This window comes from Mesorhizobium sp. M7A.F.Ca.CA.002.09.1.1 (assembly GCF_003998555.1).
In the GTDB taxonomy this organism is placed as follows: Bacteria; Pseudomonadota; Alphaproteobacteria; order Rhizobiales; family Rhizobiaceae; genus Mesorhizobium; species Mesorhizobium ciceri.
Window position 1 is genome coordinate 1 of record NZ_RZRR01001451.1, and the last position, 749, is coordinate 749.

General features: G+C 64.4%; 1 protein-coding gene. It reads right to left on the reverse strand.

Annotated elements, in window-relative coordinates:
• Nucleotides 1-658 (reverse strand): chloride channel protein (locus EN994_RS33930; RefSeq protein ID WP_164746549.1); only part of this gene is annotated, 658 nt, incomplete at its 3' end.
• Nucleotides 659-749: the final 91 nt, after the last annotated feature.

Below are 749 nucleotides of genomic sequence, written 5' to 3' on the forward strand. Positions count from 1 at the left end.
GCATGGTGCGCTCGACCTCGGCGATAACAGCCGCGACCGCCACCGGAATGAAGCTGCGCGGGGTCCATTCGAATAGCAGCAGTTCGACCGCCAGCATGATGGCGGCGATCGGTGTTCCGAACACCGTGGTCATGCCCGCTGCCGCACCAGCCACCAGCAGGGTCTTGCGCTCGTTGTCGCTGACCGGCAGCATCTGCGCGATCAGCGAGCCGATCGCGCCGCCTGTCATGATGATCGGTCCTTCCGCGCCGAACGGTCCGCCGGAACCGATCGAGATCGCCGACGACAGCGGCTTCAGGATCGCCACCTTGGCGTCGAGTTTCGAGCGCCCGAGCAGGATCGCCTCGATGGCTTCGGGAATGCCGTGGCCGCGGATCTTCTCGCTGCCATAGCGCGCCATCAGGCCGATGATCAGCGCACCGATCACCGGAACGAGGACGGCGGCAAGCCCAAGCGGCGTGTTCTCGAGCTTCAGGTCGGCAAGCGAGAACTGGCCGAAATAGGCAATGTTGGTGGCAAGCCGGATCAGCTTCAAAAGCGCGATGCCGGCAAACAACCCGGCTGTCGCCACCACCACGGCAATGGCGGCGACGAGCAGAACCCTGGGATCCGTGGTGAAATCGCGCAGGTGCTCCGGGTTCGAATGATGGGTCTTCATGGCAGTTGCTTCCTGGCGGCGGCCGTATGTCTGGGGTGCGGCACGGTCGAAGCGGCCAGCCGGGTTTGTCGGTGGCTATGTATCGTAACAC